Annotated in this window: 17 protein-coding genes; 8 read left to right on the forward strand and 9 right to left on the reverse strand. The window is 67.2% G+C overall.

The features are described from left to right. Window positions 1–52: 52 nt before the first annotated feature. From PVW49_RS00600 to PVW49_RS00610, 3 genes are all read right to left on the reverse strand, one after another. On the reverse strand, window positions 53–490 hold the full coding sequence (locus PVW49_RS00600) for an RDD family protein (protein WP_306456255.1): 438 nt from the start codon (window positions 488–490) through the stop codon (window positions 53–55). A gap of 58 nt (window positions 491–548) precedes the next feature. Next, a complete protein-coding gene (locus tag PVW49_RS00605) occupies window positions 549–1,004 on the reverse strand; it encodes a DUF2852 domain-containing protein (RefSeq protein ID WP_074836708.1) in 456 nt (151 codons plus the stop codon). A 102-nt stretch (window positions 1,005–1,106) separates the two neighbouring features. Continuing rightward, window positions 1,107–1,583, reverse strand: coding sequence for a YbaK/EbsC family protein (locus PVW49_RS00610; protein WP_274589652.1), 477 nt, complete (start codon window positions 1,581–1,583; stop codon window positions 1,107–1,109). A 180-nt stretch (window positions 1,584–1,763) separates the two neighbouring features. On the opposite strand from PVW49_RS00610, the gene PVW49_RS00615 reads away from it, so the two are divergent. After that, complete coding sequence (locus PVW49_RS00615) at window positions 1,764–4,547, forward strand: glutamine-synthetase adenylyltransferase (protein ID WP_274589653.1); 2,784 nt, start codon at window positions 1,764–1,766, stop codon at window positions 4,545–4,547. After that, complete coding sequence (locus PVW49_RS00620) at window positions 4,544–4,807, forward strand: hypothetical protein (protein WP_048532012.1); 264 nt, start codon at window positions 4,544–4,546, stop codon at window positions 4,805–4,807. Before PVW49_RS00615 ends, PVW49_RS00620 begins: the two co-directional genes overlap by 4 nt. 15 nt (window positions 4,808–4,822) lie before the next feature. Here PVW49_RS00620 and eda read toward each other — a convergent pair whose 3' ends face one another. Continuing rightward, on the reverse strand, window positions 4,823–5,467 hold the full coding sequence (eda, locus tag PVW49_RS00625; RefSeq protein ID WP_048532011.1) for a bifunctional 4-hydroxy-2-oxoglutarate aldolase/2-dehydro-3-deoxy-phosphogluconate aldolase: 645 nt from the start codon (window positions 5,465–5,467) through the stop codon (window positions 4,823–4,825). Between the two features lie 87 nt (window positions 5,468–5,554). Beyond that, the gene (gene edd, locus PVW49_RS00630; RefSeq protein ID WP_074836715.1) at window positions 5,555–7,360 is read right to left on the reverse strand and encodes a phosphogluconate dehydratase; all 1,806 of its coding nucleotides are present in this window, start codon (window positions 7,358–7,360) and stop codon (window positions 5,555–5,557) included. A gap of 171 nt (window positions 7,361–7,531) precedes the next feature. Here edd and PVW49_RS00635 point away from each other — a divergent pair, with 171 nt between their 5' ends. Both PVW49_RS00635 and PVW49_RS00640 read left to right on the forward strand, forming a co-directional pair. Then, on the forward strand, window positions 7,532–8,725 hold the full coding sequence (locus PVW49_RS00635; RefSeq protein ID WP_274589654.1) for an RSP_2647 family RNA methyltransferase: 1,194 nt from the start codon (window positions 7,532–7,534) through the stop codon (window positions 8,723–8,725). Between the two features lie 86 nt (window positions 8,726–8,811). Then, window positions 8,812–9,351, forward strand: a complete 540-nt coding sequence (locus PVW49_RS00640; RefSeq protein WP_274589655.1) for an RSP_2648 family PIN domain-containing protein — start codon at window positions 8,812–8,814, stop codon at window positions 9,349–9,351. Window positions 9,352–9,412: 61 nt separating this feature from the next. Here PVW49_RS00640 and PVW49_RS00645 read toward each other — a convergent pair whose 3' ends face one another. From PVW49_RS00645 to PVW49_RS00655, 3 genes are read right to left on the reverse strand one after another with little or no spacing between them, the layout of a single operon-like run. Then, window positions 9,413–10,096, reverse strand: a complete 684-nt coding sequence (locus PVW49_RS00645; RefSeq protein ID WP_048532008.1) for a M48 family metalloprotease — start codon at window positions 10,094–10,096, stop codon at window positions 9,413–9,415. A gap of 26 nt (window positions 10,097–10,122) precedes the next feature. Further along, window positions 10,123–10,734, reverse strand: coding sequence for a DedA family protein (locus PVW49_RS00650; RefSeq protein WP_274589656.1), 612 nt, complete (start codon window positions 10,732–10,734; stop codon window positions 10,123–10,125). Further along, complete coding sequence (locus PVW49_RS00655) at window positions 10,731–11,099, reverse strand: hypothetical protein (RefSeq protein WP_074836718.1); 369 nt, start codon at window positions 11,097–11,099, stop codon at window positions 10,731–10,733. Before PVW49_RS00655 ends, PVW49_RS00650 begins: the two co-directional genes overlap by 4 nt. A 237-nt stretch (window positions 11,100–11,336) precedes the next feature. Between PVW49_RS00655 and PVW49_RS00660 the strand changes: the two genes are divergently transcribed. Continuing rightward, complete coding sequence (locus tag PVW49_RS00660; protein ID WP_274589657.1) at window positions 11,337–12,347, forward strand: Hint domain-containing protein; 1,011 nt, start codon at window positions 11,337–11,339, stop codon at window positions 12,345–12,347. A gap of 9 nt (window positions 12,348–12,356) precedes the next feature. On the opposite strand, the gene PVW49_RS00665 is transcribed toward PVW49_RS00660, so the two are convergent. Further along, window positions 12,357–12,959 carry an HD domain-containing protein gene (locus tag PVW49_RS00665; protein WP_274589658.1) on the reverse strand — a complete coding sequence of 201 codons (603 nt, stop codon included), beginning with the start codon at window positions 12,957–12,959 and terminating at the stop codon, window positions 12,357–12,359. Between the two features lie 270 nt (window positions 12,960–13,229). On the opposite strand from PVW49_RS00665, the gene PVW49_RS00670 reads away from it, so the two are divergent. From PVW49_RS00670 to PVW49_RS00680, 3 genes are all read left to right on the forward strand, one after another. After that, entirely contained in the window at window positions 13,230–14,237 is a 1,008-nt protein-coding gene (locus PVW49_RS00670; RefSeq protein ID WP_048532005.1) for a DctP family TRAP transporter solute-binding subunit, read from the forward strand. A gap of 156 nt (window positions 14,238–14,393) precedes the next feature. Then, window positions 14,394–15,083, forward strand: coding sequence for a TRAP transporter small permease (locus PVW49_RS00675; RefSeq protein ID WP_048532004.1), 690 nt, complete (start codon window positions 14,394–14,396; stop codon window positions 15,081–15,083). Between the two features lie 4 nt (window positions 15,084–15,087). Next, window positions 15,088–16,464 carry a TRAP transporter large permease gene (locus PVW49_RS00680; RefSeq protein ID WP_274589659.1) on the forward strand — a complete coding sequence of 459 codons (1,377 nt, stop codon included), beginning with the start codon at window positions 15,088–15,090 and terminating at the stop codon, window positions 16,462–16,464. Window positions 16,465–16,582: the final 118 nt, after the last annotated feature.

The raw sequence follows: 16,582 nt of genomic DNA on the forward strand, positions 1-16,582 counted from the left end.
GGGCGGCGGCGGTCCTTTGCGTGGCAGGCCTCGGGCGGCACCGGCGGCGGGCTCAGATCCGGCGGTTCACCATCACCGTGCCAAGCACCATGTCGGTCAGGCCCTGGCCGCGCTCCGAGGTCAGCATCAGCACCACGGACCCCAGCTGCACCAGCGCCATCAGGCAGCTCAGATAATAGCCCAGCGTGTGCAGAAAGGCGCCGCCCAGGTCGAGCCTTTCGCCCCGCGCATTGCGCAATTCGACCGACATCACCCGCATGCCCAGCGTCGCCGAGCCGCCGGCAAGGGTCATCACGCGATAGGCAAAGCCCAGAATCGCATAAAGAAAGGGCAGGAAAAACAGGCCGATAAAGGCGGTGAACGGCAGCGCGATCAGCGTCAGGCCCAGGATCAGGCCGACATCGATCATCCAGGCCATCAGCCGCTTGGGAGCGATATCGGCGTAGAACTCGGGCTGATACTGCGGATCGGGCAGGGCGGCGGTATGCATCATGTCCTCCGTTGGCAAGGGTGGCCCCCTTCGGGGGACCACCCGGTCATGCTCTGGCTCAGGCGTCGCGACGGTCGTCGTCGGCGCTGTCTTCGGCGCGGGCCTTGCGGGCGTCGCGGGCGCGCTCGTCCATGAACTGGTCGAATTCGGCCTTGTCCTTGGCGGCGCGCAGCCGTTCGAGGAAGGCCTCGAAGCTCTCCTGTTCCTCCTGGAGCCGGCGCAGGGTCTCTTCCTTGTAGGCGTCAAAGGCGCTGTTGCCCGAGGGTTTCATCGCGTTCCAGCGCGCCGCGTGGCGGCTGTGACGGCGGGAAGCCATGCTGCATTTTCCAAACATGCGTTTGCTCCAGATCATATAGGCAAGAAGGGCGAGGCCGACGGGCCAGAAAAAGATGAAGCCCAGGACCATCGCAGCAATCCAGGCACCTCTGCCCTTGCTGTCGAGCCAGGCCTCGCTGCGCGAGAACCAGCCCTGGGTGGACCGGATCGGGTGGACTTCGGTGGCGACGGTTGTCATCGGGGCTCTCCGTTGTTGGGTTCAATGTGAATGCTCTTCACATCACAACAGATGGGAAGCCGGTCCCCGGGGCGCAAGCCTCCATGTGAATGTTTTTTACATTTATTTTGACTCTACAACGAAATCAGATACTTGAGCCCCGGTCAGCGGCTGCAATTCCGCCGAAGGCATGGCAAAGACATGCCGCGGCGTGCCGCCTGCGGCCCAGACCTCGGCAAAGGCCTGCAAGCGCGGATCGAGAAAGGCGCGGATCGGAGCGAGATGGCCGATCGGCGCCACGCCGCCGATGGCAAAGCCGGTCTGCGCCCGGATCAGTGCCGCGTCCGCCTTGCCCAGCGGCTCGCCGGCCAGGGCGCTGGCCTTGGCGCCATCCACCCGGTTGCCGCCGGCGGTGAGAAACAGGATCGCCGCGCCGCTCGCCTCGCCGCGAAAGATGATCGACTTGGCGATCTGGTCGATATGGCAGCCGACGGCATCGGCCGCCTCCTGCGCGGTGCGCGACTGGCCCACTTCGACGATCTCGGTCTCGATCCCGGCCTCTGCCAGGGCGCGCGCCACCCGTTTCAGCGATTTGCTCATGTCAGCCTCCTGTCTCACCGTCACAAACGCAAAACGCCGGCCGGGGTCAAGCGGGCTCCGGTCTTCCTCTTGCCGGAAATACCTCGGGGGAGGCCGCAGGCCGGGGGCAGCGCCCCCTGTGATCCCGCCGGTTCCAAGCGCCACTTGACGGGGTCCCGCCCCCATGCACAACGTGGCGGCATGAATTTCGCCAGCCGCATCACCCGCTTGCCCCATCCCTTCGAGCCCGACCGCGGCGCCGAGACCCGCGCGCTCTTTCCCGGGGTCGAGCAGGGGGTCGGTGATCTTCTGGCCGGCACCGGCGGATGCAGCCCCTATCTCAAAGGACTCTGCGAAAAGGAGCAGGCCTGGCTGGCGCCCGCCCTCGACGATGCCGAAGCGGAAATCGAGGCGCTCTTCGACACGCTTCGCGCCACCGCCCCGGATCAGCTCGCCTCGGCGCTGCGGCGGGGCAAGCGCCGGGTGGCGCTCTTGGCAGGGCTTGCCGATCTCGGCGGTGTCTGGTCGCTGGAAGAGGTCACCGGCACGCTGACCCGCTTTGCCGATCTCGCCACCCACCTGGCGATCCGCGCCTGCGTCGGCCACGAACTGCGCCGCGGCAAGATCCCCGGCAAGACCGAGGAGGATGCCGAAACCGGCGCCGGCATGGTGGCGCTGGCGATGGGCAAGATGGGCGCGCATGAGCTGAATTATTCCTCCGACATCGACCTGATCTGCCTGTTCGACGAGAGCCAGTTCGAACGCGACGATTATCACGAGGCCCGCGCCGCGCTGATCCGGGCCACCCGCAAGATGGCGGCGATGCTCAACGACCAGACCGGCGAGGGCTATGTCTTCCGCACCGACCTGCGGCTGCGCCCGGATGCCTCGGTCACCCCGGTCTGCATGACGATGGAGGCCGCCGAACGCTATTACGAAAGCCTCGGCCGCACCTGGGAGCGCGCCGCCTATATCAAGGCCCGCGCCTGTGCCGGCGATATCGCGGCGGGCGAGCGGTTCCTGCATACCCTGCGGCCCTTCGTCTGGCGCCGGCACCTGGATTTCGCCGCCATTCAGGACGCCCATGACATGCGGCTGCGGATTCGCGAGCACAAGGGGCTGGGCGGGCCGATCACCCTGCCAGGGCACAACATGAAGCTCGGCCGCGGCGGCATCCGCGAGATCGAGTTCTTCACCCAGACCCAGCAGATCATCGCCGGCGGCCGCGATCCCGATCTGCGGGTGCGCGGCACCGTCGAGGGGCTGGCGGTGCTGGCGGACAAGGCGTGGATCCCCGACGATCTGGCGCAGCTGCTGACCGACCATTACCGCTGTCACCGCGAGGTCGAGCACCGGCTCCAGATGGTGGCCGATGCCCAGACCCAGACCCTGCCCACCAGCCAGGAGGGCTTCGACCGCATCGCCGCGATGATGGGTACCGAACGCGCCGCGCTCGAGGCCGATCTGATGGCCCGGCTGACCGAGGTTCACGAAAGCACCGAGGGTTTCTTCGCACCCGATCCCGAAACCGAGCCCGGCGCCCCCGAGACCGAGTTCGACAGCGGTGTCACCAGCCGCTGGCGCAGCTATGCGGCGCTGCGCAGCCCGCGCGCGGTCGAGATCTTCACCCGCATCCGCCCCGAGATCCTGCGCCGCCTGGCCGAGACCGCGCGGCCCGACGATGCGCTCAATGCCTTTGACGGGTTCCTGTCGGGGCTGCCCGCCGGGGTGCAGCTGTTTTCGCTCTTCGAGGCCAATCCGCAGCTCATCGACCTGCTGGTCGACATCGCCGGCACTTCGCCGGCGCTGGCGAAATACCTGTCACGCAATTCCTCGGTCTTCGACGCGGTGATCGGCGGCGATTTCTTTGCCGACTGGCCCGGCACCGAGGCGCTGACCGAGGAGCTGGCCGAAGTGCTGGCGCGCGAGGGCGATTACGAGCGCAAGCTCGACGCGGCGCGACGCTGGGCCAAGGAATGGCATTTCCGTATCGGCGTGCATCACCTGCGCGGGCTGATCGATGCCCGTCGGGCCGGGGCGCAATATGCCGACCTGGCCAGTGCCAACCTCGCCGCGCTCTGGCCCGAGGTGGTGGCGCAGTTCAGCCTCAAGCACGGAGACCCGCCGGGCCGCGGCGCGGTGGTGCTGGGCATGGGCAGCCTCGGCGCCGGGCGGCTGACCTCGGCGTCGGATCTCGACCTGATCGTGATCTATGACGCCGAGGGGGTGGAACAGTCGCAGGGCCGCCGCCCGCTGGCGGCGCGCACCTACTACGCCCGGCTGACCCAGGCGCTGGTGACCGCGATGACCGCGCCGATGGCCGAGGGACGGCTCTACGAGGTCGACATGCGGCTGCGGCCCTCGGGGACGCAGGGCCCGGTGGCCACCTCCTGGCAGAGTTTCGAGAACTACCAGCGCAACGAGGCCTGGGTCTGGGAGCATCTGGCGCTGACCCGGGCGCGGGCGGTGGCCGGCACCGCGGCGCTGGGGGCCGATGTCGAGGCGCTGCGCCGCGATCTGCTGGGGCAACGCCCGCGCGCCGAGGTGCTGCGCGAGGTGGCGAAGATGCGGGCGCGGATCGCCGCCGCGAAATCGCCCGATGGCCCGCTCGACGCCAAGATCGGCCCCGGCCGGATGCAGGACATCGAACTTCTGGCTCAGGCCGGCGCGCTGATCGACGGCTGCGCCGTACGCAGCACCTCCGAGGGGCTGGCGGCGGCGGCCCGGGCCGGGGTGATTTCGGCGGCGTCGGCGGGGTATCTGACCGAGGCTTATGCCTTGCAGGGGGCCTTGCAGATGGCCTCGCGGCTGTTGAGCGAGCGGGCTTTGGACCCCGAAACGCTTGCCGGCGGCGGCGCGGGCTTCGTGCTGCGCGAATGCGGTGCCGAGACGCTGAGCGATCTCGGCGGGATGTTGGCGGATTTCCGGGATCAGGCGGATCAGGCGATCAGCGCCGCGCTGCCCGGGTTGGAGGAGGTGTCATGAGCAAGGGCGATGCATTGGATCCGCGCGGGCTGATCCACGAAAGCTATCGGATGGAGGGGATCACCGAAGGCGAATGCCGGTCGATCTTTCTCGACTGGGCCTTGGCGGTGGAGGGCGATGTCACCACCACCATCGATGCGCTGCTGGAGCGTCACGGCCAAGCCCACCCGGACCACCCGATGACAGGCGTTCTGCGCGAAGGCCGCGCCCCGGCCGCAAAACCGCGCCGCCGGGGCGGCTGGCGGTCGCGCGACCGGTAAGGCCCGGCGGGCGGCTCAGCCGCGGGCCAGGGCGGCCGCTTCGCGGGCCAGTTCCTCGATGGCTTTCCAGTCGCCGGCCTGCACCAGGTTTTTCGGCGCGACCCAGCTGCCGCCGCAGCAGAGCACGTTCGACAGGCCCAGGTAATCCGGCGCGTTCTTCAGCGAGATGCCGCCGGTCGGGCAGAACTTGATCTGCGGCAGCGGCGCGCCGATCGAGCCCAGCGCCTTGGCGCCGCCGTTGGCCTCGGCGGGAAAGAACTTCTGTACGGTATAGCCGCGTTCCAGCAGGCGCAGCGCCTCGGTGGTGGTGGCCGCGCCGGGCAGGGTGGGCAAATCGGCCGCTTCGACGGCGTCGAGCAGCCGGTCGGTGCAGCCCGGTGTCACGCCAAAGCGCGCGCCGGCCGTCTTGGCGTTCTGCACGTCTTCCGGCGTCAGCAGGGTGCCGGCGCCGACCACGCCGCCCTCGACCTTGGCCATCTCGCGGATCACGTCGAGCGCGGCCGGCGTCCGCAGGGTGACCTCGAGCGCCGGCAGTCCGCCCGCGACCAGCGCCTCGGCCAGCGGCCGGGCATGGGCCACGTCCTCGACCACGAGCACCGGCACCACAGGTGCGCGGCGGCAGAGGGCTTCGGTTTCCTTGGAGGCGTCTTGCGGGGTCATGTCACTGGGACCTTTCTGCTTGGGGCCGGAGCTGCGGCCGGCGGCGGGGCTGCGTATTTGACAAGAGAAGAAGCACGGGAGCGACGATTAGACAACCACCGCCGCGCCATTGGAGGCAAGACCGACGTTCTGGCGGAAGGCCTCGAAGAGCTCGCGTCCGACGCCATGGCCATTGCCGGTGATATCGGCCACCACCGCCTCGCGGCTGTCGAAATTCTCGACCAGCGCCTCGATCCTGCCATTGGTGGCATCGACCCGGACGATATCGCCGTCGCGCAGCTTGGCCAGCGGGCCGCCGGCGGCGGCCTCGGGCGAGATGTGGATCGCCGAGGGCACCTTGCCGGAGGCGCCCGACATCCGGCCATCGGTGACCAGCGCCACCTTGAGCCCGCGGTCTTGCAGCACCGCAAGTGTCGGGGTCAGCCCGTGCAGTTCCGGCATGCCGTTGGATTTCGGCCCCTGAAAGCGGACGACAATCACGGTGTCGGAGGTGAATTCGCCGTTCTTGAAGGCCTGTTTCACCGAGGCCTGATCGTGGAACACGCGGGCCGGCGCCTCGATGATGTGACGTTCGGGAGCCACGGCCGAGACCTTCATCATGCCATGGCCGAGGTTGCCGTACATCTGCTTGAGCCCGCCGGTCGGCTGAAAGGCCTCGCCCACCGGGCGCAGGATCTTGTCGTTCTGGGTCACCTTGGCACCGTCTTCCCAGACCAGCGTGCCGTCCTTGATCTTGGGTTCCTGGGCATAGGCTGCGAGCCCGCTGCCCATCACCGTGGTGGTATCGTCATGCAGCAGTCCCGCGTCGAGCAGCTCGCCGATCATGAAGCCGAGCCCGCCGGCGGCGTGGAAATGGTTCACATCGGCCAGCCCGTTGGGATAGACCTTGGCCATCAGCGGCACGACGCTCGAGATCGCGTCGAAATCCTCGAGCTCGAGTTCGACGCCCGCCGCCCGCGCCATCGCCGGCAGGTGCAGCACCAGGTTGGTCGAGCCGCCGGTCGCCATCAGCCCGACGATGCCGTTGACAAAGGCTTTTTCGTCCAGCACGTCGCAGACCGGGGTATATTGGTTGCCCAGCGCGGTGATCGCCAGCGCGCGTTCGGTTGCCGCCTCGGTCAGCGCCTCGCGCAGCGCGGTGCCGGGGTTGACAAAGCTGGTGCCGGGCAGGTGCAGCCCCATGAACTCCATCAGCATCTGGTTGGTATTGGCGGTGCCGTAGAATGTGCAGGTGCCCGGCCCGTGATACGAGGCCATCTCGGCCTTCATCAACTCGTCCCGGCCGACCTCGCCGGTGGCGAATTTCTGCCGCACCTTGGATTTTTCGTCATTCGGCAGCCCCGAGGTCATCGGCCCGGCCGGGATGAACAGCCCGGGAATATAGCCGAAAGTGGCGGCGGCGATGATCAGACCGGGCACGATCTTGTCGCAGACCCCGAGGTAAACGGCGGCGTCATAGGTGTTGTGCGACAGCGAAACCCCGGTGGCCAGCGCGATCACGTCCCGCGAGAACAGTGACAATTCCATGCCCACCTGACCCTGGGTCACCCCGTCGCACATCGCCGGCACGCCGCCCGAGACCTGCGCCGTGCCGCCGGCGCGCCGGGCGGCCGCCTTGATCAGCTGCGGATAGGTCTCGAAGGGCTGGTGCGCCGAGAGCATGTCGTTATAGGCGGTGATGATTCCCAGGTTGGGCTTTTGCGAGGCCGCGAGGGCGTCCTTGTCCTCCTCCAGCGCGGCATAGGCATGGGCCTGGTTGCCACAGCTCAGATGGCCGCGGCGCGGGCCCTCCTCGGCGGCGCGGCGCATCTTGTCGAGATAGCCGGCGCGGCGCGCCTCGGAGCGTTTGCGGATCTTGTCGGTGACATCGGCAATGATGGCGTTCAGGGTCATGCTGGCTCCTATCGCGGCGGCAGGTCTGTCGCGGCTGTTAGCGCTAACTTCCTGGGTCTTCTAGCTGGCCGGCCTGGGGATTGCAACCCTCGTCCCGCGCGCAGGATAACACAGTGGCGCGGAATGGCGACGGGTCTTTCCTCGGCGCGGTTTTGGCCCTATCAGCGCGCTATGACAGATTTACCCGTGATCCGCCTGAAACCCCAAGCCAACGCCCGCGCCATTCGCCATGGCGCGCCCTGGGTCTTTGCCAACGAGGTGGTCACCGACCGCCGCACCCGTTCGATCGCGCCGGGCGCGCTGGCCGTGCTCGAGGATGCCGACCGCACGCCACTGGCGCTGGTGGCGGCCAATCCGACCTCGAAGATCATCGGCCGGGTGCTGTCGCGCGATCCGGGCGAGACCGTGGATCAGGCCTGGTTCGCGGCGCGGCTGAGCAAGGCGCTGGCGCTGCGGGCGCAGCTTTATGATGCGCCCTTCTATCGACTGGTGCATGCCGAGGCCGACGGGCTGCCGGGGCTGGTGATCGACCGGTTCGGCGACACTGCGGTGGTGCAGCCCAACGCGGCCTGGCTCGAGGTCCGGCTCGAGGCGCTGACCGCGGCCCTGCAACAGGTGACGGGGGTCCAGCATGTGCTCAAGAACGCCGGTGGCCGCACAAGGGCGCTCGAAGGGCTCGACGACCAATCCGGCGTGCTGGCGGGGCAGGCGCCCGACGCGCCGTTGCCGGTCACGATGAACGGCGCCACCTATATGGCGGACCTCACCGGCGGCCAGAAGACCGGGCTGTTCTTCGATCAGCGGGCCTCGCATGCCTTTGCCCGCCGGCTGGTGACGCCGGGGGCCGAGGTGCTTGACGTCTTTTCCCATGTTGGCGGCTTCGGCCTGGCCATGCTGGCGGCCGGCGCAAAGACGGCGCTCTGCGTCGATGGCTCCGCCCCGGCGCTGGCGCTGGCCGAGGCGGGGGCCGAGGCCTCGGGCTTCGGCGACAGGCTTTCGGTCCGGCAGGGCGATGCCTTCGACACGCTGACCGCGCTGGCCGAGGCGGGCGCGCAATTCGACGTGGTGGTCTGCGACCCGCCGGCCTTCGCGCCCTCGAAACAGGCGTTGGAGGCGGGGTTGCGAGCCTATGAGCGCATCGCGCGGCTGGCGGCGCCGCTGGTCCGTGATGGCGGTTATCTGGGCCTCTGTTCCTGCTCGCATGCCGCCGATCTCGGCGCCTTCCGCACTGCCTGCACCCGCGGCATCGGCCGCGCCGGGCGGCAGGGCGCACTGATCCACACCGGATTTGCCGGGCCGGACCATCCGCTGATGCCGCAGCTGGCGGAATCGGGCTACCTCAAGGCGTTGTTCTACCGCCTCTGATCCCGTCGTCTTTTTGCCAAAACCCTTGGGGTGAGGCCGCAGGCCGAGGGGCACGGCCCCACTCTCCCCGGTACGGAGCCTGTATCATGAAAGTCCTGCTCGACGCTTGCGTGATCTATCCGACGGTGATGCGCGAGATGCTGCTCGGCGTGGCGGCGCAGGGCGCCTTCACACCGCTCTGGTCGGCCCGTATCCTCGAGGAATGGGCGCGGGCGGCGCGCAAGATCGGACCGGGCGGCGAGGCCCAGGCGCGCGGCGAGATCGCGCTCCTGGCAATCGACTGGCCGGAGGCGGAGGTGAGCTGGCCACCATCGCTCGAGGCGCGGCTGTGGCTGCCCGATCCGGCCGACATACATGTGCTGGCGGCGGCGATCGCCGGTTCGGCCGACATGATCTGCACCATGAACGCCAAGGATTTCCCCCGTCAGATCCTGGCCGAAGAGGGGCTGTCGCGGCTCGATCCCGACGGTTTCCTGCATGGCATCTGGCAGGCCCGGCCGGAACTGGTGGAGCCGGTGGCGACAAGCGTGCTCGCCAAGGCTCGCAGCCTTTCAGAACATGACTGGCAGATGCGGCCGCTGTTGAAAAAGGCGCGTCTCCCCCGGTTGGCCAAGGCTCTCGCCTAGGGAGCATCGAACCCTACCGGGCAGGCCGGGCCGTCGCGCCACGGTGGGGTGCACACCCACCTTACGACTGCCAGCGGCCTTCCAGCTTCTCCAGCTCCGCCACCCGCTCGGCGGTCTTCGGGTGGCTCATCAGCCAGGCCGGTGCGGCACCGGCGCGTTTCGCGGTCAGCGCGTCCAGCTTGTGGAACAGGCTGATCTGCGGCGCCACGCCGATCCCGGCCTTGGTCAGCAGCGCCGCCGCATAGGCATCGGCCTCGTATTCATCCGACCGGGACAGCCGCGCCGCCAGCAACGAGGTCAGCGCCCCGGCAATCCAGACACCGATCCCCGGCAGGAAGCGGCTCAGCACCATACCGAGCGCGGTGCGCAGCGCGTTCTGGCCGGAAAAATCGATCATCCGCCGCCGCGAATGGCCCAGCGCCACATGGCCCAGCTCATGGGCGATCACGCTGGCCATCTCCTCGGCGGTGACCTCGCCGTTGCGATACTTGCGATAGAAGCCGCGGGTGATGAAGATCCGCCCGTCCGGCGCCGCCAGCCCGTTGACCGGATCGATCTCGTAGATATGCACCCGAATGCGCGCCAGATCGAGCGCCGCGGCCATCCGGTCGGTCAGCCGCTTCAGCGCCGGATCGGCCAGTTCGGTCGACCGCGCGTCAAGCTCCTTGCGGGTGCGCCAGGCCGAGAAGTGATACATCGCCAGGCCATAGAGAAGGGCGAGCAGGATCGGGGTGAATTTCAACATGGCTCAGATATGGGGCCGGCGCGGGCTCATGTCGAGCCCGTCCGCGCCCGGGCCCGGCGCACCCGCGCCCGCAGGAGCAGCCCCAGGCCCAGTGCCACCGCCGCCGCCGCCAGGAAACCCGAGGCATTTGCGGCAATATCCGCCACCTGCGCCAGTTGATCGGCAAAGACATAGCCCAGGGTGATGTAGCCGCCGACCCAGATCGCCTCGCCGGCGGCATCCCAGAGTAAAAAGCGCAGCCAGCCCAGCCCGCTGGCCCCGGCGATGAAGTTGACGTAAGGCCCCAGCGGCGCCACCAGCCAGGTGGAAAAGAACACCCCGAGCCCGCCGCGCCGCGCCACCAGCGCCCGGGCGCGGGCAATCAGCGCAGCCTGTTTGGCATGGCGCGCGGACAGCCGGTCGAGCAAAGGCGCGCCGCTGCGGCCGATCAGATAGCCGGTCTGATCGCCCGCCACCGCCGCCAGCCAGGTGGCGAGGAACATTGCCGTGAATTCCAGATCGCCCGCCGCGACAAAGGCGCCGCCGGCCAGCATCAGCAGCGACGAGGGGATCGGCACCAGCAGGCACGACAGGAAACAGGCTCCGGCCAGCAGCCAGATGCCATTGCTGGCGACAAGCTCGAACAGCGCCTCGCTCATCCGCGCGGTCCCGGCGTCGGCCCGCCGCGCGCCGCGCGGTCGGCTTCGATGGCGGCGATCACCCGGGCGGCGATTTCCGGCAGGCTCACGCCTTCGCGCGCCGCGATCTCGGCCATGGTGATGCGTCCGCCGCCGGGGGTGAGCCCCAGCGCCTCGGCCACCACCTTTGGCGGCACATGCCAGGAATGCGCCACATAACGCGGTGTCATCCAGGGCTCGATCGCCTGATTGCGATGCGCCGGATCGGCCCAGTAAATCCAGAACCCCACCGCCCGCACCGCAAAGAATCCGGCCAGCACCAGCGCCAGCACGAAACCGCTCAGCAGCAGCTTGTTGTCGCGCCACAACAGGGCCAGCGTGCCCATCACGACAGGCCGGTCACGGGCAGGGCAGAGCTTCGCAGGACCATGGCGCGCCTCCTTGGAAACATCGCCGCCAGCCTAGCGGCCCGTGGCCGGAGGACCAAGCCCCGATCCGCCCCGGCTGTGGTGTTTGCGCCGCGCACCGCGGGCAAGGGCGCGGGCCGGATTGACGCCGGCCTCCGGCATGCCGCATTCTCGGCGCCGAGCAGAATGAATAACAGTCAGAAAAAAGGGTAAAAAATGCCCAGCTATACGATCTATTCCCTGGGAGAGTCGCAGATCTCGATCTCCGGCGGGGCCGAGCTTTCGGGGTACGACCAGGGCGATGGCTCGCATCTGGTCGGCGAGACCATCACGCTGAACTCCACCGCTTGGGAAACGATTGACGTCGACGACAGCGAGAACAATTTCGAGGACACCGACAGCAGCCAGACGCTGGACGGCGCGCAGAGCTTTGACGGCGTGTCATATGACAGCGGCCTGCGGGTCGAGGCCGAATATCAGCTTGTGGTGCAGGATCCCGACGGCAACAGCTACACGCTGATCGGCTTCAACATCAACGAACCGGGCGGCGGGGCCTCTTATGGCACGGTCGAAGGGCTGGCCTTCATGGGCGGCCCCGGGGGCTTTCCGCCGCCGGGCGTGCCGCTGACGGTGGTGTCGGCCTCCGAGGGCGGATCGCGCCCTTATGAAGAACTGGCCACACCGGTCTGTTTCCGCGCCGGCAGCCGCATCGCCACCGAAACCGGCCCGATCCGGGTCGAGGCGCTGGCGCCGGGCATGCGGGTCAAGCTGCATGGCGGCGGCACGGCCGAGGTGCAGCAGGTGCTGATGAAGCGTTATCCCTTGGCCGCGGTGCGCGAGGACCGGCGGTTCTGGCCGGTGCGCATCGGTCCCGAGGCACTGGGCCCGGGACGGCCGCGCCGCGCGGTCGAGCTGTCGCCGCAGCACCGGGTTCTGGTGCGCGACTGGCGGGCCCAGATCTATTTCGGCGAAGAGGCCGTGCTTGTCCCCGCCATCAAGCTGACCAATGGCGACAGCATTCGCCAAGTGGCGCCCGAGGGCGATCTTGTCTATGTGCATGTGGCGCTCGCGGGGCATGAGGTGCTGATCTGCGAGGGGCTGGGCTGCGAATCGTTCCTCGGTGACGTGGCGCAGGGCCTGGCCGCCTATTTCGAGACCGACGCCGAGGTTGCGCCGCCCACCGCATTGCCCGCGATCCGGGACCGTCGGCTGGTCTGTCTGCGCTGAGGCGGCGGCTCAGAGGGCGCCGCCGCGGGGCTGCGCCGCCTTGTGCCGCGTCATCGCGTCCACACGATGCCGCAGATCCCGCAAAAGATCGGTCTGCGCCGTGCGGCTGACGCCATAGCCGAGGTTCCACAGGTAGTCGAAATCGGGCTGCTGCGTGCCGGTGACGTGCTGCACCATGGTCTCGATCTTGTCCAACCCCTTGGCCAGCGCCGCTTCCGGCGTCTCGCCCCGGTCGTATTCCTCCCAGAGCGCGAGCAGCCGCGTGGTGACATCCTCGGGCAAACCGTCGCAGAGCGTCAGAAGATCGGCACGCTCACGGGCGGATTTGTCGTCCTCCGTGGTCTGGTGGATCGCCGGCACGTCGCCCGAGATCGCTTCGCCCAGATCATGCACCAGGCAAAGCCGCAGGAGCTGTAAAAGGTCGGCGCCGGCAATCTCGTCCTCGAGCAGCAGCACCAGCAGGCAGAGCGACCAGCTGTGCGCCGCCACGCTCTCGGGCCGCCCTTCGGCGGTCCGGCCCGAGCGCAGGGTATCCTTCAGCCGTTCGGCCCGTTGCAGAAAGTCAAGCAGCCGGTCGAGCCGGTCGGGCGGGATGTCTTCGGGCTGCGTCATGCGGGACAGGGTGACCGCCCCGCGGGAGATTCGCCAGCCCCGCCGACCTGTGCGGATTTTCGCACTGTTTGCCGCTAACCTTGTGCGGAATTTCGCACAGGTGTCATGTGGTGCTCGGACTTGAAATTTGAAATTTAAATAAAATCAGTTGGTTGAAGGATTATTCTCACCTGCGATCACAACCTCTTGAGCGGATTCCCGCCGCGCTGTCTAGTACGGTCATCGGTCCGGAGCGCACTCCGGGCGCGTCAATTCTCGGGAGGAGAGACCATGAAAACATTCCTGACAACCGCCGCAACTGCCGTGGCCTTGACCGTCACCACCGCATCCGGTGCGCTGGCGGCCTGCGAAGAGGGCGAGATCGTCATCAAGTTCGCCCATGTCACCAACACCGACAAACACCCCAAGGGCATTGCCGCCTCGCTGCTGGAAAAGCGCGTCAACGAGGAAATGAACGGCAAAGCCTGCATGGAGGTCTTTCCGAACTCGACCCTCTACAACGATGACCAAGTGCTCGAGGCGATGCTGAACGGCGACGTCCAGTTCGCGGCGCCCTCGCTGTCGAAATTCGAGCGCTTCACCAAACAGTTCCGGATTTTCGATCTGCCGTTCATGTTCAACGACATCAACGCCGTCGACGCCTTCCAGAACTCGGAAACCGGCCAGGCGATGAAGGAATCGATGACCCGCCGCGGCCTGCTGGGCCTGGCGTTCTGGCACAATGGCATGAAGCAGATGTCGGCCAACAAGCCGCTTCTGGTGCCGTCCGACGCCGAAGGCCTGAAGTTCCGGGTGCAATCGTCGGACGTGCTCAAGGCGCAGATGTCGGCGATGGGCGCCTCGCCGCAGCCGATGGCCTTTTCGGAGGTCTACGGCGCGCTTCAGACCGGCGTTGTCGACGGTCAGGAAAACACCTGGTCCAACATCTACGGCCAGAAGTTCTTTGAGGTGCAGGACGGCATCACCGAGACCAACCACGGCATTCTCGACTACCTGCTCGTGACCTCGGTGGATTTCTGGGACAACCTGCCCGATGATGTGCGCGAGCAGCTCCGCACCATCGTCGACGAGGTGACCGAAACCCGGAACTCGGAATCGGCCAAGGTGAACGGCGAGGCCAAGCAGGCGATCATCGATGCCGGCGGCACCGTGCGCCAGCTCGACGCCGATCAGCGCCAGGCCTGGGTGGACGCAATGAAGCCGGTCTGGGCGGAATTCACCGAGGACGTCGGCCAGGAGAACATCGACGCCGCGCAGGCGATCAATAACATGAACTGATCCGGCACTGCCGACCCGGCCCGCTTGCGGGCCGGGACCGCCAGACCGCGGGGACAGGGGCCGGGATCCGCAACGATCCCGGCCCGTTTCACTTCCGGGGCACGGCCGGCAACGCGCCGGGTGTCCGGCAACTTCCAGACGAAAAGGGGACGGGCGATGTCAGCCCATTACGAACCCAAGGGGATTCTGGGCCGCATGGTCCATGAGCTCGAGGAAACCTTCATCGCGCTGATCCTCGGCGCCATGACCATCATCACCTTCATCAACGTCGTTTTGCGCTATGGCTTCAACACCGGGCTGATCTGGGGGCTGGAGATGACCGCCTTTCTCTTCGCCTGGCTGGTGCTCTTCGGGGTGAGCTATGCGGTCAAGGTCACCGCCCATCTCGGCGTCGACGCGGTGATCAACCTGTTCGACCGGCCGGTGCGCAAGGCGCTGGCGCTGATCGCCGGGGTGATCTGCATCGTCTATGCCTTCCTGCTGCTCAAGGGGTCCTGGGACTACTGGGCCAATTTCGCAAATCTGCCGCAGACCACCGGCCGCTGGTTCCCCACCGGCTTGGAAGAGATGGGGCGTTCGTCGTTCCGCGCCTGGTACGAGGTCAACGACATCCCGATGCCGGCCTTTCTGGCCTGGCTCGGTGATGCGATGAACGAAGGCGAGGCCTACGAGAAGATCCCGCGTTTCATCCCCTATGCCATGCTGCCTTTCGGCGCGGCGCTGCTGCTCTTTCGCTTCATCCAGGCCTTCCTGCGTCTGGTGACTGACAAGGCCGAGGGGCTGATTGTCAGCCATGAGGCCGAAGACGCCGTCGATGATGTCCGCCACATGAACTACGAGGAATAACCCAATGGAAGTCGTCTTCCTCTTTGTCATGGTGATCGGCCTGATGCTGATCGGCGTGCCCATCGCCGTTTCGCTCGGCATGTCGTCCATCCTGTTCCTGCTGCTGCTGTCGGACACCTCGCTGGCCTCGATTGCCCAGACTTTCTTTCAGGCGATGGCGGGCCATTACACGCTGCTGGCGATCCCGTTCTTCATCCTGGCGTCCAGCTTCATGTCGACCGGCGGCGTGGCGAAGCGGATCATCCGCTTCTCGATCGCGCTGGTCGGCCATTTCCACGGCGGCCTGGCGATCGCCGGCGTCTTTGCCTGCATGCTCTTTGCCGCGCTCTCCGGCTCGTCGCCGGCAACCGTGGTGGCCATCGGTTCGATCGTCATCGCCGGCATGCGCCAGGTCGGCTATTCCAAGGATTTCGCCGCCGGCGTGATCGCCAACGCCGGCACCCTGGGCATCCTGATCCCGCCCTCCATCGTCATGGTGGTCTATGCCTCCGCCACGGATGTGTCGGTCGGGCGGATGTTTCTGGCCGGTGTCATTCCGGGGCTGATGGCGGGCACCATGCTGATGGTGACGATCTACATCATCGCCCGCATCCGCGCGCTGCCCAAGGGCGAATGGAAGGGCTGGGGCGAGGTCTTCGAGTCCGGCGCAGAGGCCGGCTGGGGCCTGTTCCTCATCGTCATCATCCTGGGCGGCATCTACGGCGGCATCTTCACCCCGACCGAGGCGGCGGCGGTGGCGGCGGTCTATGCCTTCTTCATCGCCACCTTCGTCTATCGTGACATGGGGCCGCTGTCGCGTCCCGAGGGCGAGCGCAACCTGTCGCTGATGCAGAAGACCATCGCGCTGGTCACCGCCTTCGTGCACCGCGACACCCGCGACACGCTGTTCGAGGCCGGCAAGCTGACGGTCACGCTGATGTTCATCATCGCCAATGCACTGATCCTGAAACACGTGCTGACCGACGAGCAGATCCCGCAACAGATCGCCGCCTCGATGCTCGCGGCGGGCTTCGGCGCGGTGATGTTCCTGGTGATCGTGAACGTGATCCTGCTGATCGGCGGTCAGTTCATGGAGCCCTCGGGGCTGATCGTGATCGTGGCGCCGCTGGTGTTTCCGATTGCCATCGAACTCGGCATCGATCCGATCCACCTCGGGATCATCATGGTCGTCAACATGGAGATCGGCATGATCACCCCGCCGGTCGGCCTCAACCTCTTTGTCACCTCCGGGGTGGCGGGGATGCCGATGATGCGGGTGGTCAAGGCGGCGCTGCCCTTCCTCGCGGTGCTCTTCGTCTTCCTGATCATGGTGACCTACATCCCCTGGCTCTCGACCTGGCTTCCCACCACCTTCATGGGGCCGGAGATCGTGGTTCAATAGACCTGCGCCCGCGCCGCCGCGCGCCTGTTCCCGACAAACCAAAAAGGCGACGCTCCATCCGGGCGTCGCCTTTGCAGTCTGCTTTCCTCTTGCCGGAAATACCGCGGGGAGCGCGAGG

Origin of the sequence: Marinovum sp. PR37 (assembly GCF_028807375.1) — a bacterium.
Classification (GTDB): domain Bacteria; phylum Pseudomonadota; class Alphaproteobacteria; order Rhodobacterales; family Rhodobacteraceae; genus Marinovum; species Marinovum algicola.

Bases quoted from the DNA above. Each gene is read 5' to 3' on its own strand.
- PVW49_RS00600 (WP_306456255.1), bottom strand. From the start codon at position 490: ATGCATACCGCCGCCCTGCCCGATCCGCAGTATCAGCCCGAGTTCTAC.
- PVW49_RS00655 (WP_074836718.1), bottom strand. From the start codon at position 11,099: ATGGGCACGCTGGCCCTGTTGTGGCGCGACAACAAGCTGCTGCTGAGC.
- PVW49_RS00680 (WP_274589659.1), top strand. From the start codon at position 15,088: ATGGAAGTCGTCTTCCTCTTTGTCATGGTGATCGGCCTGATGCTGATC.
- PVW49_RS00675 (WP_048532004.1), top strand. From the start codon at position 14,394: ATGTCAGCCCATTACGAACCCAAGGGGATTCTGGGCCGCATGGTCCAT.
- PVW49_RS00605 (WP_074836708.1), bottom strand. From the start codon at position 1,004: ATGACAACCGTCGCCACCGAAGTCCACCCGATCCGGTCCACCCAGGGC.
- edd (WP_074836715.1), bottom strand. From the start codon at position 7,360: ATGACCCTGAACGCCATCATTGCCGATGTCACCGACAAGATCCGCAAA.
- PVW49_RS00610 (WP_274589652.1), bottom strand. From the start codon at position 1,583: ATGAGCAAATCGCTGAAACGGGTGGCGCGCGCCCTGGCAGAGGCCGGG.
- PVW49_RS00660 (WP_274589657.1), top strand. From the start codon at position 11,337: ATGCCCAGCTATACGATCTATTCCCTGGGAGAGTCGCAGATCTCGATC.
- PVW49_RS00645 (WP_048532008.1), bottom strand. From the start codon at position 10,096: ATGTTGAAATTCACCCCGATCCTGCTCGCCCTTCTCTATGGCCTGGCG.
- PVW49_RS00635 (WP_274589654.1), top strand. From the start codon at position 7,532: ATGACAGATTTACCCGTGATCCGCCTGAAACCCCAAGCCAACGCCCGC.
- PVW49_RS00650 (WP_274589656.1), bottom strand. From the start codon at position 10,734: ATGAGCGAGGCGCTGTTCGAGCTTGTCGCCAGCAATGGCATCTGGCTG.
- PVW49_RS00620 (WP_048532012.1), top strand. From the start codon at position 4,544: ATGAGCAAGGGCGATGCATTGGATCCGCGCGGGCTGATCCACGAAAGC.
- PVW49_RS00640 (WP_274589655.1), top strand. From the start codon at position 8,812: ATGAAAGTCCTGCTCGACGCTTGCGTGATCTATCCGACGGTGATGCGC.
- PVW49_RS00615 (WP_274589653.1), top strand. From the start codon at position 1,764: ATGAATTTCGCCAGCCGCATCACCCGCTTGCCCCATCCCTTCGAGCCC.
- PVW49_RS00670 (WP_048532005.1), top strand. From the start codon at position 13,230: ATGAAAACATTCCTGACAACCGCCGCAACTGCCGTGGCCTTGACCGTC.
- eda (WP_048532011.1), bottom strand. From the start codon at position 5,467: ATGACCCCGCAAGACGCCTCCAAGGAAACCGAAGCCCTCTGCCGCCGC.
- PVW49_RS00665 (WP_274589658.1), bottom strand. From the start codon at position 12,959: ATGACGCAGCCCGAAGACATCCCGCCCGACCGGCTCGACCGGCTGCTT.